We start from the raw sequence: 13,077 nt of genomic DNA on the forward strand, positions 1-13,077 counted from the left end.
GAATCCCGGCGCCGAAGAGAAATCTAGCGGATTTTGCCATCAACGTCAGTGAACAAACGTAATGGTTTCTCCAGCCACTGCGAGATCCACTGCGATAGCCGCGAACTCAACGACGGCGAAACCGGCGCAAGTTCGACATGCCACGGCGTGACCAGAATGGATTGGTGGTAGCGATTTTCAGTGCCGCTTAGTGCATAGCGTTTGCCAGGGATAACACTCGCCGGATCGTATTGCAGATAAAACGAAGTGGCGGCTCGTTCATCGTGAGTGACCCGCGCAAGTTGTGTGTCGGGACGATCCACATCGTGCAGGCTTATCGTCACGGCTTCATGTTCAGCAACGACACTGGGCTCCTGAACTTCTACATACAGAAAGCCGATCGGGCTCAAGTGCAGCGTCTGCCGGTGCGGAGCTTTGTTGACGACAACGAAGTAGTCCAGCGCCACGAGCAAAGGCTGTTGCTCATGGAACATCTGAACGTTGATCTGATACTTCACGCCGACATCGCTGTAGTGATGCGGGAAAGAAAATTTCCAGTCGACATCGAAGACTGAAGAGTGCCGCCAGTCTTTGATGTTGATCGGAGAAGTGGAGTTAACCACTTTGACGCTGACCACCGTTTCATTCTCACCGCCCACAGGAGCGCGGAAGTTTGGGGGCAAACGGAAGTCGACGGTGACGATGGGAGTTTGTTCGTGCAGCGGGCTCATCTCGATATCCTTATCGCGATTTTTAAAGTGAGCCTATTTATCCACGAATCAACTAACGGGAGAACCCGGCGGGCTCTCCGTTAGTTATCGGCACGTTTCAGCCTTCGGCAGTTACCGCTGTTTCTGCAGCATCTTCACTGCGATGCAGAGCCACCTGACGGATCGACAAACGAATCTCCGCCGGTAACACACGTTTGGCCGCACCTTCGGCGAGTTCGCCGAGCAGCTCGTGATAACTCAGTTTGCCGGCCTCGTCGCGACGCAGCACGTCGAGGTCGAGCAGGGTCTGGATGAAGTGGCGGAACAGGCTCTTGTCGAAGAACTCCGGGGCGTTGAGGCCATGGAGGATCGACAGGCGCTGGGCCATGACCGTGCAGAGGTCTTCCAGCTCTTCGGCGCTGATGCTGTTCTGGCCGCTGTTGAGCAGCAAGGACACGGTCATGTAGAAGCGCTGCAAGGTCTGCGCGATGCTCTTCGACAGCAGTGTCAGCAGGACGAAATGCCGCGAACTTGGCGCCGGACGCAGGTAGACGTCTTTCTCGAAGCGCAGCAAGCCTTGCTCGACGAACGCTTCCAGCCATTGATCGACCACACCGTCCAGTTCGTCCAGCGTCCAGCGAATGAACAGCTCCGATTGCAGGTACGGATACAGCGCGCGGGTGTAACGCAGGATCTGTTCGCGGCTCATGCGCGACGCACTCTGGAAGAAACTCGCCAACAGCGCCGGCAGGGCGAAGATGTGCAGTACGTTGTTGCGGTAGTAGGTCATCAGGACGGCGTTCTGCTCATCGAGATAGAGAATCTTGCCCAGCGCATCGTTCTGCTCGGCGAGCAGGTCCATGTCCTTAACGTGCTCGATCAGCGCACGACCATCGCCTTCCGGCAGCGTGGTGTGCGGCGAATACGGGACCTTGCGCAGCAACGCCAGGTACAGATCGAGCACCCGGGCCATGGCGCGATCATCCAGTGCCAGACGTGTGGTCGACAGCAGCGCCAGCGCCACCAGGTTGACCGGGTTGATCGCCGCCGCTTCGTTCAAATGCTGCGCGACTTTCTCACCGAGGCGATTGGTGGTTTCGTTAAGCCACGCTGGTTTGTACTGCGGGCCGAGATCCTGCTGGCGCCAGTCCGGTTGTTCGGCGTCGAGGAATTCCGCCAGTTTGATCGGCTCACCGAAGTTGACGGCGACCTGACCGAAACGCTGCTTGAGCGCGCCGATGACTTTGAAAATGTCGAAGATCGACTCTTTCTTCTTGCTCGCCCCGCGCAGTTCGCCGAGGTAAGTGCGACCTTCCAGTACGCGTTCATAGCCGATGTACACCGGCACAAACACGATCGGCATCCGCGACGAACGCAGGAAGCTGCGCATCGTAATCGCGAGCATGCCGGTTTTCGGTTGCAGCATGCGTCCAGTGCGTGAGCGGCCGCCTTCAACGAAGTACTCGACCGGGAAACCTTTGGTGAACAGCGTGTGCAGGTACTCGTTGAACACCGAGGTGTACAGCGGATTGCCCTTGAATGTGCGGCGCATGAAGAACGCACCGCCGCGACGGAGCAGGCTGCCGATCACCGGCATGTTCAGGTTGATCCCAGCGGCGATGTGCGGCGGGGTCAGGCCGTTGCGGAACAGCAAATACGAGAGCAGCAGGTAGTCGATGTGGCTGCGGTGGCACGGCACGTAGATCACTTCGTGACCCTGCGCGACTTTCTGCACACCTTCGATGTGGTTGACCTTGATACCGTCGTAAATCTTGTTCCAGAACCAGCTCAGCACCACTTCGAGGAAGCGGATCGCGGTGTAGGTGTAGTCCGAGGCGATCTCGTTGCCGTAGCGCAGGGCCTGGGCCTTGGCTTTTTCCGCGGAGATGTTTTCGCGCTCGGCTTCGTCGAGGATCGCTTGCTTGACCAGCGGCTGGTTGAGCAGGCCTTTGACCAGGTTGCGACGGTGGGAAATGTCCGGGCCGATGACAGCGGCTTTGAGGTTGCGGAAGTGCACGCGCAGGATCCGCTGGGCCATGCGCACGGTGCGTTCGTGGCCCTTGTTGTGCTCGATCAGTTCGCGCAGGTGAATCGGCGCGGAGAACTGCACGCGGGTTTTGCGCCCGAGGACGATGATGCTCAGCAGCCGACGCAGGCGCCCGGTAACGGCCCAGCTGTCAGCAAACAGCAGTTTCCACGGACTGTTTTCGCTGTCCGGTGACTGACCCCAGAACACGCTGACCGGGATAATTTGCGCATCTTCAGCAGCGTTCTGCGTGAGGGCGCTGACCAGTCGGGTCAAGGTCGGCGGCGCACCGCGTTTGTCCTGACGGCCGAGCCAGTCCGGATCCGGTGTCAGGTAGAAAAACGCCGCCGGTTCAATCAGCGGCCCCACCGACACCGGCAGCACCGGACGCGGCAGGCCGGCCTTGGTGCACTCGGTGTCGAGCACCGCCAGATCGGTCAGCGAAGGGTTTTGCAGGACGTAGAACACCGGACGACTGCGGTCGAGGTTGAGGGTGAACGACGACTGGTTGATCGTCTCCGAGCGAACCCAGAGGTACAACAGTCGGCGCAGGGTGCCAAACACAAGACGGCGGAACGGGGAACGGGTCATACGGCTTCTGCATGAGTGGATAAAACCGAGCGGTTGCTCGGGAGGTCGACAGTTTGCCGTATTCACCGAAAATCGGCAAAAAAGCGGCGAAGTAATCTCCTGTTGAGACTTTTCGCACCTGTCATATACTCGGCGGTCTGTCGCCGGGGCCCTTGTATGGACGTCGGACGCAGGCTGACGTTCCTCTAAGGCTTTCCTGCGAAAAGCCTGTTCAATAATAAAAAAGGAGTATGAACAGATGGCAACACGTGAAACCGGCAACGTGAAGTGGTTCAACGACGCCAAGGGCTACGGCTTTATCCAGCGCGAAGACGGGGTGGACGTGTTCGTGCACTACCGCGCGATTCGCGGCGAAGGGCATCGGTCGCTGGCTGAAGGTCAGCAGGTTGAATACGCGGTGATTACTGGCGAGAAGGGTTTGCAGGCTGAGGATGTTGTAGGCCTGTAATGATCGTTCCCACGCTCTGCGTGGGAATGCCTCAACGGACGCTCCGCGTTCGCTTTGGGACGCAGAGCGTCCCGGACTGCATTCCCACGCGGAGCGTGGGAACGATCAAAGATCGCAGCCTTCGGACGATCTTTTGCTTTTAAGCGGTTTTCCAGGTGATTTCTTCTTCACCGTCTGCGCTGATGCGCATCCAGCGATCCGCCGTCTCTTCACCTTCTTCCTCGACCCACGTGCCCGGCGCGCAGCGCACTTCGACGTTCAGCGCAGCAAATGCGGCGCGGGCGCAGGCGATGTCGTCGTCCCATGGCGTCTGGTCGCTTTCCAGGTACAGGCTGTTCCATTTGCCCACGGCTTTCGGCAGCCAGGTCACGGGCACGTTGCCTGCCTTGCATTTGTAAGTCTGGCCTTTTTGTACCCAGTCACTGCATGGGCCCAATGCGGCGCCCAGCCAGGCAGAAATGGCCTTGTGGTCGACGTCGGCGTCTTTCAGGTAAATCTCGATATCCGGTTGGCGCATGGATGTCCTCACTGCGGGTCTGAAAAATCCATTCGCGGATTTAGCCGGCCCCGGGCATTTGCCCGAGACCAAAAGTTTATTGAAGAACGAAATAATCGTAGCGCATCGACACGGTGGTCTCGAACGGCTCGGCCTGTTCGATCACCGCCGCGCGACGTTCGGCACTGGCGCGCCAGCCGTGGGGCGTCATCGCCAACAGGTTGGCGCGATCCTCGGGCTTGTCCAGCGTCAGTTTGAATTCCAGGGTTTCACTGTGCGCCAGCGCCATGCCTTGCGGCACCAAGGCTAGATGCTTGTCGTCGGTGTACTCGCGCACTTCGTCGTACAGGCGTTCGCGTAACTCCATCAAGTGGCCGCTGGTCGGGCCGACTTTCATCAGACCGCCGCCGACACTGAGCAAGCGCTTGGCCTCTTCCCAATCCAAAGGACTGAAAACACTGGCGAGAAACTGGCAACTGCCCGACGCCAACGGCACGCGGGCCATGCTGGCGATCAACCAGGTGATTGCCGGGTTGCGTTTGCAGGCGCGTTTGACCGCTTCACGGGAAATATCCAGCGCGTAGCCATCAGCGTTCGGCAAGGCCTCGGCGATCTGCGCGGTGTAATAACCCTCGCCACAACCGATGTCGACCCAGCGATCCGGCGCATAACTCGCTGCCAGTTCGGCCAGTCGCTTGGCCACCGGCGCGTAATGCCCGGCGTTCAAGAAGTCGCGACGCGCCTCGACCATGGCCTGATTATCGCCAGGGTCGCGGCTGTTCTTGTGCTGCACCGGCAGCAGGTTCAGGTAACCCTGGCGCGCACGGTCGAAGCGGTGGCCGGCGGGGCAGACCACGCCGTTGTCCACCGCATTAAGCGGTTCACTGCAAATGGGGCAAGCAAGCATCAGGCGAGCAACTTGATCAGGGTCTGGTAGTAGATCTCGGTCAACACGTCGAGATCCGCTGCCAATACACGCTCGTTGACCTGGTGGATGGTCGCGTTGACCGGGCCCAGTTCAACCACTTGCGTGCCCATGGTCGCGATGAAGCGGCCATCGGACGTGCCACCGCTGGTGGACGCCTTGGTCTCGCGACCGGTGATGTCCTTGATGCTCGCCGACACCGCGTCGAGCAGTGCGCCCGGTTCGGTGAGGAACGGCAGGCCGGACAGCGCCCAGTCGATGTGCCAGTCCAGATCGTGTTTGTCGAGAATATCGGCAACACGTTTCTGCAGGCCTTCGACGGTCGATTCGGTGGAGAAACGGAAGTTGAACACCGCCACCAGATCGCCGGGAATCACGTTGGTCGCGCCGGTGCCGGAGTTGACGTTGGAAATCTGGAAACTGGTCGGCGGAAAGAAATCGTTGCCGTGATCCCAATGCTCGGCGGCCAGTTCGGCCAGTGCCGGAGCGGCGAGGTGGATCGGGTTCTTCGCCAGATGCGGGTAAGCGACGTGGCCCTGAATGCCTTTGACGGTGAGCTTGGCGCCCAGCGAGCCGCGACGACCGTTTTTGACCACGTCGCCAACCAGCGTGGTGCTCGACGGTTCGCCGACGATGCACCAGTCCAGACGCTCGTTGCGCGCGGCCAGACGCTCGACTACGGCTTTGGTGCCGTGGTGCGCCGGGCCTTCTTCGTCGCTGGTAATCAGGAACGCGACCTTGCCTTTGTGGTTCGGATAGTCGGCGACAAAGCGCTCGGCGGCAACGGTCATCGACGCCAGGCTGCCTTTCATGTCTGCCGCGCCACGGCCGCAGAGCATGCCGTGTTCATCGATCACGGCGTTGAACGGGTCGATCTGCCACGCGGTAACCGGGCCGGTCGGCACTACGTCGGTGTGGCCGGCAAAGCACAGCACCGGGCCGTCGTTGGTGCCGTGGGTCGCCCAGAAGTTATCCACATCTTCGATGCGCATCGGCTCGAGATTGAAACCGGCATCGCCCAGGCGCTGCATCATCTGCTTCTGGCAATCGGCGTCGACCGGCGTCACGGACGGACGGCGGATCAGGTCGATGGCGAGTTGGAGGGTCGGCGAAAGGTCGGCGTGGGCCGTCATGGAAAACTCCGAAGATCATGAATGTGGGCGCGGACTAACTGTAGGAGTGAGCCTGCTCGCGATAGCGGTGTGTCAGTCAACGTAACTATTGATTGTTACACCGCTATCGCGAGCAGGCTCACTCCTACAGGAATTGGGTTCGGCCAATGAGCCGAACGCCGCCAAGCCCCGCAAAATGGCGGTTATCTTAAAGCAAAACGGCGACCATTGGCCGCCGTTTAGTGCATCGATGAGGATTTAGACGACCGGCGCCGGCTCAGCCGCAGCGGCCGGTTTCGGCAGCGACGACAGGAACGCCATGATCAGCGCCGCCAGATACGGCAGCGACTGCACCAGCAACATCACCACCCAGAAGCGCATGTCGTTGCTCGGGATGCCGTTGACCAGGTAGATCCCCAGCGCCGCGCCCCACAACAGCAGCATGATGAACAGCTCTTCCCGCGCTTCGGAAATCGCCACCCAGAAACCATGGTTGTCGGCGTTTTTCGGTGTGCGGAAGAACGGAATGCTGGTGGTGAAGAAGCCGTACAGCACCGCTTTGGCGATGGTGTGCGACAACGCCAGCCCGGCCAGCGCGGCGCAGAAGGCATCTTTCAGGTTCACGCCGACGGCGCGACGGTAGAGGAAGATGATCTTGCCGACCTTGAACACGAACAGCGCCAGCGGCGGAATTGCGAAGATCAGCAGCGGCGGATCGACCCGCTGCGGCACGATGATCATCGCCGCCGACCACAACAACGCGCCGACGGTGAAGAAGATGTTCATGCCATCCGCGACCCACGGCAACCAGCCCGCGAGGAAGTGGTAACGCTGGCCGCGCGTCAGTTCGGTGTCCTTGCCGCGCAGCAGGCTGCCGGTGTGACGCTTGATGATCTGAATCGCACCGTAAGCCCAGCGGAAACGCTGTTTTTTGAAGTCGATAAACGTATCCGGCATCAGACCCTTGCCGTAGCTGTCGTGGTAATACGCCGCCGACAGGCCTTTTTCGAACACGCGCAGACCGAGTTCGGCGTCTTCACAGATGCACCAGTCGGCCCAACCCAACTCTTCCAGCACCGAACGACGGGTCATGGTCATGGTGCCGTGCTGAATGATCGCGTCACGGTCATTACGGGTGACCATGCCGATGTGGAAGAAGCCTTTGTATTCGGCGTAGCAGAGCTTCTTGAAGGTGCTTTCGTTCTGGTCGCGATAATCCTGCGGCGACTGCACCACCGCGATTTTCGGGTCGGCGAAGTGCGGCACCATGTGCTTGAGCCAGTTCGGGTGCACGCAGTAATCGGAGTCGATCACCGCGATTACTTCGGCGTCCTTGGCGGTGTGTGGAATCAGGTAGTTCAGCGCGCCGCCCTTGAAACCGGCCAGGGGCGAGACGTGGAAGAACTTGAAGCGCGGGCCGAGGGTTTCGCAGTAGTCGCGCACCGGTTCCCACACCGCCGGGTCCTTGGTGTTGTTGTCGATGATCAAGACTTCGTAGTCCGGATAATCCAGCGCGGCGAGGGCGTCGAGGGTCTGTTTGACCATCTCCGGCGGCTCGTTGTAGCACGGCACGTGAATCGAGACTTTCGGGCGATAGCTGGAGTCGCCCTCGACCGGCAGGAATTCGCGCCGGCGCTTGTGAATCCACACCGCTTCGGCCAGTTCATGCGCTTCGGTCAGCAACACGATAAACACCCCGAGCGCGCCGAGCGCCAAGAGGAACCCGACGGTCAGACTGAACCACGTGCTGTATTGCAGGCTGTAGTCGTAACCGATCCACACCAGCACCGAGCCGCAAAGGAACGCGATAAAGGTCAGGAAGATCCGCCCACGCTGGCGCAGGGCCGAGCCGTCGATCATCAGCAAGGTCAGCGACAACAGCGCCAACACCACCGAACCGATGGCCAGCACGCGCCATTGCGGAATCGCAACCACCGGGCCTTCGAAGTTGAATTTCTGCTGGCGGGCGGCGTTGAACACGCCCCAGTACGCGCCCACCGAACCTTCGTCGCTGGCCTTCCACGGCTGGTCAAACGCTTCGATCACGAAGTAGTTGAAGCCTTGGCGGTTGAGCTTGTTGACCAGCGTACGCAGGTAAATCGCTTGATCCGCCGGCGATGCATCGGCGCCACCGCGCATGCGACCGTTGCTCGGCCAGCCGACCTCGGAGAGCAGTAGCGGTTTTTTCGGGAAGAGCTTTTTCAGGTCGCGGGCACGGTCGAAAACGAACTGCCCAGCCTTGTCGACCGGAATAAATTCCCAGTACGGCAGAACGTGCGCAGCGATCAGGTCAACGTGCTTGGCCAGCTCCGGGTGTTCTTCCCAGACGTGCCATTGCTCGGAGGTGGTCACCGGCACTTTCACTGCCGCGCGCACACGATCGAGCAATACGCTCAGCTCTTGCGCGGTGATTTCCTTGCGGAAGATCGCTTCGTTACCGACCACCACGCGAACCACGCTGCGCGAAGTGTTGGCCAGCTCGATGGCGCGGGTGATTTCCCGTTCGTTGCGTTCCTGATCGGGGCTGATCCAGATCCCCAGCGTTACGCGCAGGCCGAATTCTTCAGCCAGTTTCGGGATGTCTTGCAGCGAACCGTCGACCGAGTAGATGCGGATGTTGTCCGTCAGCTTGCTCATGATCTCCAGGTCGCGGCGCATTTCTTCGTCAGACGGATACTGATCCTTCTGCGGATATTGTCCTTGCTGGAACGGCGAATAGGAGAAACCGGAGATCTGCTCCGGCCAGTTCGGCGCGGAAACCGGGCGATTGATCAGCGCCCAGAAACCGGTGAACAGGGCAGCGATTGCCAGAACCACCACCAGGTTGAGTCCAAATTTACGCGATGACATAGCTATTTCGGGTTCCAAAGGCTGTGGAACGAAGGATCGGTCGGCTAGACGCCCGAGGGGCGCGCATCCTACACCGGCAGTTCGCAAGTCGTACATCAGACAGGGAAATGCCGGACATTGGGCAGCCGACTTTGACTTAAGTTCTTACACTTGTAGCTGATGTTTAGAACTTGTCGCCGCGTAGCCCTATAATGCGCGCCGGTTTTTGGGGTAATGGTCATGAGTACAGAAGATCCGCGGTTTGCAGGCATCGCCCGTTTGTATGGCATTGAAGGCCTGGAACGCCTGCGCGCGGCCCATGTGGCGATTGTCGGCGTCGGTGGCGTCGGTTCCTGGGCGGCGGAAGCCATGGCCCGTTGTGGTGTTGGCGAGATTTCGCTGTTCGACCTCGATGACGTCTGCGTCAGCAACGCCAACCGTCAGTTGCACGCGCTGGACAGCACCGTCGGCAAACCCAAGGTCGAGGTCATGGCCGAGCGTCTGCGCGGGATCAACCCGGATTGCACCGTGCACGCGGTGGCGGATTTCGTCACCCGCGAGACCATGGCTGAATACATCACGGCGAACATCGACTGCGTGATTGACTGCATTGACGCGGTCAACGCCAAGGCTGCGCTGATCGCCTGGTGCAAGCGCCGCAAGATCCAGATCATCACCACCGGCGGCGCCGGTGGGCAGATTGATCCGACGCTGATTCAGGTGTGCGATCTCAACCGCACGTTCAATGACCCGCTGGCCTCGAAAGTGCGTTCGACGTTGCGTCGCGATTATGGCTTTTCGCGCACCGTGACCCGCCATTACAGCGTGCCGTGCGTGTTTTCCACGGAGCAACTGCGCTATCCGAAGCCGGATGGCAGCATTTGTTTGCAGAAGAGTTTCGTCGGCGATGGCGTGAAACTGGACTGCGCGGGTGGGTTTGGTGCGGTGATGATGGTGACTGCGACGTTTGGGATGGTCGCGGCGACCAAGGCTGTGGACAAGATTGTCGCGGGCGTTCGGCGCCCGGCAGAGCGGGTCAAATCTGACGCCTGACCGGTTGATCGTTCCCACGCTCCGCGTGGGAACGCAGCCCGGGACGCTCCGCGTCCCATCCAGAGCCGAACGCGGAGCGTCCGTTGAGGCATTCCCACGCAGAGCGTGGGAACGATCAGTCAGCGAGCCAACTCATTCATCCGCTGGAGCACGGCGTTAAGGCCATTGCTGCGCGATGGAGATAGCTGCCGCGAAAGGCCTAGCTGATTGAACCAGTCCGACAGATCAACCTGCTGCAATTCAGCGGCCGACAAGCCGTTGACCCGCAACAGCAACAACGCCACCAACCCGCGAATCATCCGTGCATCGCTACTCGCCGCGAACTGCCAGTGACCATCGCGCAACGCCCCGACCAGCCACACCTGACTCTCACAGCCATGCACCCGGTTTGCGTCGCACTTTTGCGCGTCATCCAGCGCCGGCAATCGATCACCAATCTGCATCAACAACCGCGCCCGCTGTTCCCAGCCCGCTGCATTCTGAAAAGTCTGCAGCGCTTCAGCTGCCTCGACCGGCAGGCTCATCGCAACAACTCCAGCGCCTGATCCAGGGCTTCAAAGAAACGCTCCAGATCCTCCGAATCGTTGTACAACGCCAGCGACACGCGAATCGCCCCGGCCAGCTCGAAGCTTTTCAACAGCGGCATCGCGCAATGATGTCCGGCGCGCACGGCAATGCCTTGCTCGGTCAGCAAATGCGCCAGATCCGCGTTATGCACACCCTCGACGACAAAACTCGCCAGCGCCAGTTGCGGCTTGCCGAGCAAGCGAATGCCGTTACGCGCCGCGAGTCCACGCAGCAAATAGTCATGCAGCGCGGCTTCGTGGGCCGACACTGCGTCCTGATCGAGCCCGGCCAGATAATCCAGCGTCGCACCGAGGCCGATCACGCTGGCAATCGGCGGCGTACCCGCTTCAAAACCCAGCGGAGCAGGGCGGAAACGCGCGTCGTGATAGTTGGCTTCCAGCACCATTTCGCCGCCGAACTGCCAAGGCTTCAACTGCTCAAGCGCAGCGTTGCGCCCGAACAGCACGCCGAGGCCATCGGGGCCATAGAGCTTGTGGCTGGAAAACACATAGAAGTCGCAACCCAGCGCCTGCACGTCATGCCGACCATGGACAACGCCTTGCGCGCCATCGACCACGGTCAGCGCGTTCTGCGCCTTGGCCATGCCCAGCAAGGCCGGCAATGGCTGCCACGAACCCAGCACGTTGGACAACTGGCTGACCGCCAGCAATCGCGTGCGCGGGCCGATGAGGTGCACAGCGGCAGCAAGGTCGATCAGACCGTCGGCATCCAGCGGCAGAATCACCAGCTTCAGATTGCGCCGTTGCGCCAGTTGCTGCCACGGCAGCAGGTTGGCGTGATGCTCCAGGGCGCTGATGACAATTTCATCGCCCGGGTGGAAAAGATGTTCCAGGCCATAAGCCAGGAGGTTCAGCGCACTGGTGGCGCCGTGGGTAAAGATGATCTGCCCGCTGTCACCGGCATTCAGCCACTGGGCAACCTTGAGTCGACTGTCTTCGAACGCCTGCGTCGCGTGAGCGCCGGGCAGGTGTTGCGCACGGTGCACATTGGCTGCGCCGTTGGCGTAGTAATGCGTCAGTGCGTCGAGCAGGGCTTGGGGTTTTTGCGTGGTGGCGGCGTTGTCCAGATAGGTCTGGTCTTGCCGTTGCAGCGCGGCGATGGCCGGAAAATCGGCACGCCACGGGGAGGGAATCATCACGGTCTTTAGCCCTGGTGAAGAGGGGCGGGATGTACGCCAAATCCTGTAGGAGTGAGCCTGCTCGCGATGGCGTCCGTGAGGGCGCTAAAGGCATCGCGAGCAGGCTCACTCCTACAATGGATTATCCAAGCACTTAGTTGTGAGCGTGCAGCGCTTCATTCAGCTCGATCGCCGATTTGTGGGTCTTGCATTCCACAGCACCGGTTTCCGAATTGCGACGGAACAGCAGATCAGTCTGACCGGCCAGTTCACGCGCCTTCACAACTTTAACCAGGTTGTTGTTTTCGTCGAGCAGCGCAACCTTGGTGCCGGCGGTCACGTACAGGCCCGACTCAACAGTGTTGCGGTCGCCCAACGGAATACCGATACCGGCGTTGGCGCCGATCAGGCAGCCTTCGCCGACCTTGATCACGATGTTGCCGCCGCCCGACAGGGTGCCCATGGTCGAGCAACCGCCGCCCAGATCGGAACCCTTGCCGACGAACACGCCAGCCGATACGCGGCCTTCGATCATGCCCGGGCCTTCGGTGCCGGCGTTGAAGTTGATGAAACCTTCGTGCATCACGGTGGTGCCTTCACCGACGTAAGCGCCCAGACGCAGACGCGCGGCGTCAGCGATACGCACGCCGGCCGGAACCACGTAGTCGGTCATTTTCGGGAACTTGTCCACCGAGAACACTTCCAGCAGCTCGCCACGCAGACGGGCTTCCAGTTGCATTTCCGCCAGTTCGCTCAGGTCGATTGCACCCTGGCTGGTCCACGCGACGTTCGGCAGCAGCGGGAAGATCCCGGCCAGGCTCACGCCGTGTGGCTTGACCAGACGGTGCGACAGCAGGTGCAGCTTGAGGTAGGCCTCAGGTGTCGAGGTCAGCTGTGCGTCTTCGGCCAGCAGGGTGGCGACCAGCGGCTTGTGGCTTTCAGCCAGACGGGTCAGCAGCTTGCCTTGCACGGCATCGATGCCTTTCACGGCTTCGGCCAGTTGCGCAGCCTGAGCGGTGGTGAAGGTGATGGCCTGGTTGCCTTCGGTGTAACCGAGGATCGGCGCAACCGCCGCGACCAGCTCGGCCGATGGGTTGAGCAGTGGCTGTGCGTAGAACACTTCCAGCCACGCGCCTTGACGGTTCTGAGTGCCGACACCAAAGGCGATGCTGAACAGGGAATTGGACATGTAAATACACCTCT

11 protein-coding genes are annotated in these 13,077 nt (G+C 60.5%); 2 read left to right on the plus strand and 9 right to left on the minus strand.

The genetic code is table 11. The features are described from left to right. Positions 1–23: 23 nt before the first annotated feature. Together CQ009_RS15610 and plsB are read right to left on the minus strand one after the other, a co-directional pair. Entirely contained in the window at positions 24–710 is a 687-nt protein-coding gene (locus CQ009_RS15610; RefSeq protein ID WP_105707313.1) for a hypothetical protein, read from the minus strand. A gap of 97 nt (positions 711–807) precedes the next feature. Next, positions 808–3,306: a glycerol-3-phosphate 1-O-acyltransferase PlsB gene (plsB, locus tag CQ009_RS15615; RefSeq protein ID WP_064393204.1), complete on the minus strand. Its 2,499-nt coding sequence runs from the start codon at positions 3,304–3,306 to the stop codon at positions 808–810. Positions 3,307–3,544: 238 nt separating this feature from the next. Here plsB and CQ009_RS15620 point away from each other — a divergent pair, with 238 nt between their 5' ends. Further along, entirely contained in the window at positions 3,545–3,754 is a 210-nt protein-coding gene (locus CQ009_RS15620) for a cold-shock protein (RefSeq protein WP_053117589.1), read from the plus strand. Positions 3,755–3,893: 139 nt separating this feature from the next. Here CQ009_RS15620 and CQ009_RS15625 read toward each other — a convergent pair whose 3' ends face one another. From CQ009_RS15625 to CQ009_RS15640, 4 genes are all read right to left on the minus strand, one after another. After that, the gene (locus CQ009_RS15625) at positions 3,894–4,271 is read right to left on the minus strand and encodes a hypothetical protein (RefSeq protein ID WP_007908869.1); all 378 of its coding nucleotides are present in this window, start codon (positions 4,269–4,271) and stop codon (positions 3,894–3,896) included. Between the two features lie 76 nt (positions 4,272–4,347). After that, on the minus strand, positions 4,348–5,157 hold the full coding sequence (locus CQ009_RS15630; RefSeq protein ID WP_105707316.1) for a putative RNA methyltransferase: 810 nt from the start codon (positions 5,155–5,157) through the stop codon (positions 4,348–4,350). Next, positions 5,157–6,308 (minus strand): succinyl-diaminopimelate desuccinylase, encoded by a 1,152-nt coding sequence (gene dapE / locus CQ009_RS15635; RefSeq protein WP_064393202.1) that lies wholly within the window; start codon positions 6,306–6,308, stop codon positions 5,157–5,159. The genes CQ009_RS15630 and dapE overlap by 1 nt, the downstream gene beginning before the upstream one ends. Before the next feature lie 237 nt (positions 6,309–6,545). Continuing rightward, the gene (locus CQ009_RS15640; RefSeq protein ID WP_105707320.1) at positions 6,546–9,137 is read right to left on the minus strand and encodes a glycosyltransferase; all 2,592 of its coding nucleotides are present in this window, start codon (positions 9,135–9,137) and stop codon (positions 6,546–6,548) included. A 213-nt stretch (positions 9,138–9,350) separates the two neighbouring features. On the opposite strand from CQ009_RS15640, the gene tcdA reads away from it, so the two are divergent. Further along, complete coding sequence (gene tcdA / locus CQ009_RS15645) at positions 9,351–10,169, plus strand: tRNA cyclic N6-threonylcarbamoyladenosine(37) synthase TcdA (protein WP_105707322.1); 819 nt, start codon at positions 9,351–9,353, stop codon at positions 10,167–10,169. A gap of 119 nt (positions 10,170–10,288) precedes the next feature. On the opposite strand, the gene CQ009_RS15650 is transcribed toward tcdA, so the two are convergent. The 3 genes from CQ009_RS15650 to dapD all read right to left on the minus strand — a co-directional run bounded on the left by CQ009_RS15650 (position 10,289) and on the right by dapD (position 13,063). Beyond that, positions 10,289–10,693 carry a SufE family protein gene (locus tag CQ009_RS15650; protein ID WP_105707325.1) on the minus strand — a complete coding sequence of 135 codons (405 nt, stop codon included), beginning with the start codon at positions 10,691–10,693 and terminating at the stop codon, positions 10,289–10,291. Continuing rightward, complete coding sequence (locus tag CQ009_RS15655; RefSeq protein ID WP_105707327.1) at positions 10,690–11,895, minus strand: aminotransferase class V-fold PLP-dependent enzyme; 1,206 nt, start codon at positions 11,893–11,895, stop codon at positions 10,690–10,692. Before CQ009_RS15655 ends, CQ009_RS15650 begins: the two co-directional genes overlap by 4 nt. A 133-nt stretch (positions 11,896–12,028) precedes the next feature. Continuing rightward, complete coding sequence (gene dapD, locus CQ009_RS15660) at positions 12,029–13,063, minus strand: 2,3,4,5-tetrahydropyridine-2,6-dicarboxylate N-succinyltransferase (protein WP_041478134.1); 1,035 nt, start codon at positions 13,061–13,063, stop codon at positions 12,029–12,031. Between the last annotated feature and the right edge of the window lie 14 nt (positions 13,064–13,077).

The sequence above is a fragment of the Pseudomonas sp. MYb2 genome (assembly GCF_002979955.1).
GTDB lineage: Bacteria > Pseudomonadota > Gammaproteobacteria > Pseudomonadales > Pseudomonadaceae > Aquipseudomonas.

Coding starts and splice junctions, on each gene's coding strand:
- CQ009_RS15610 (WP_105707313.1), bottom strand. CDS start 710: ATGAGCCCGCTGCACGAACAAACTCCCATCGTCACCGTCGACTTCCGT.
- plsB (WP_064393204.1), bottom strand. CDS start 3,306: ATGACCCGTTCCCCGTTCCGCCGTCTTGTGTTTGGCACCCTGCGCCGA.
- CQ009_RS15620 (WP_053117589.1), top strand. CDS start 3,545: ATGGCAACACGTGAAACCGGCAACGTGAAGTGGTTCAACGACGCCAAG.
- CQ009_RS15625 (WP_007908869.1), bottom strand. CDS start 4,271: ATGCGCCAACCGGATATCGAGATTTACCTGAAAGACGCCGACGTCGAC.
- CQ009_RS15630 (WP_105707316.1), bottom strand. CDS start 5,157: ATGCTTGCTTGCCCCATTTGCAGTGAACCGCTTAATGCGGTGGACAAC.
- dapE (WP_064393202.1), bottom strand. CDS start 6,308: ATGACGGCCCACGCCGACCTTTCGCCGACCCTCCAACTCGCCATCGAC.
- CQ009_RS15640 (WP_105707320.1), bottom strand. CDS start 9,137: ATGTCATCGCGTAAATTTGGACTCAACCTGGTGGTGGTTCTGGCAATC.
- tcdA (WP_105707322.1), top strand. CDS start 9,351: ATGGTCATGAGTACAGAAGATCCGCGGTTTGCAGGCATCGCCCGTTTG.
- CQ009_RS15650 (WP_105707325.1), bottom strand. CDS start 10,693: ATGAGCCTGCCGGTCGAGGCAGCTGAAGCGCTGCAGACTTTTCAGAAT.
- dapD (WP_041478134.1), bottom strand. CDS start 13,063: ATGTCCAATTCCCTGTTCAGCATCGCCTTTGGTGTCGGCACTCAGAAC.